Below are 299 nucleotides of genomic sequence, written 5' to 3' on the forward strand. Positions count from 1 at the left end.
ACTAAAGTAGATACTTGAAGACTTTATTATCAGAAATTCCAAATTTTAGTTAGTACGTAGCGATACGAACTGACACCCAAATTTGCTTGGTGACAATAGCGTTTTGGACCCACCTGACCCCATGCCGAACTCAGCAGTGAAACGAAACAGCGCCGATGATAGTGTAGCATTTGTTATGTGAAAGTAGGACATTACCAGGCTCCAAATTGAGAAAGCTCGACTAGAAATAGTCGGGCTTTTTTACGTCTGCAGGAAGTGAAAATGCAGATGCAAGATAAAAGGTAACAGGTTAAAGGAAG

At 40.8% G+C, this 299-nt stretch carries 1 rRNA gene; it reads left to right on the forward strand.

The features are described 5' to 3' along the window. Positions 1-85: 85 nt before the first annotated feature. Positions 86-200, forward strand: a 5S ribosomal RNA gene (gene rrf / locus ACTRWE_RS19340). Positions 201-299: the final 99 nt, after the last annotated feature.

Source organism: Pseudoalteromonas sp. G5_S1_54_S4 (assembly GCF_054968565.1).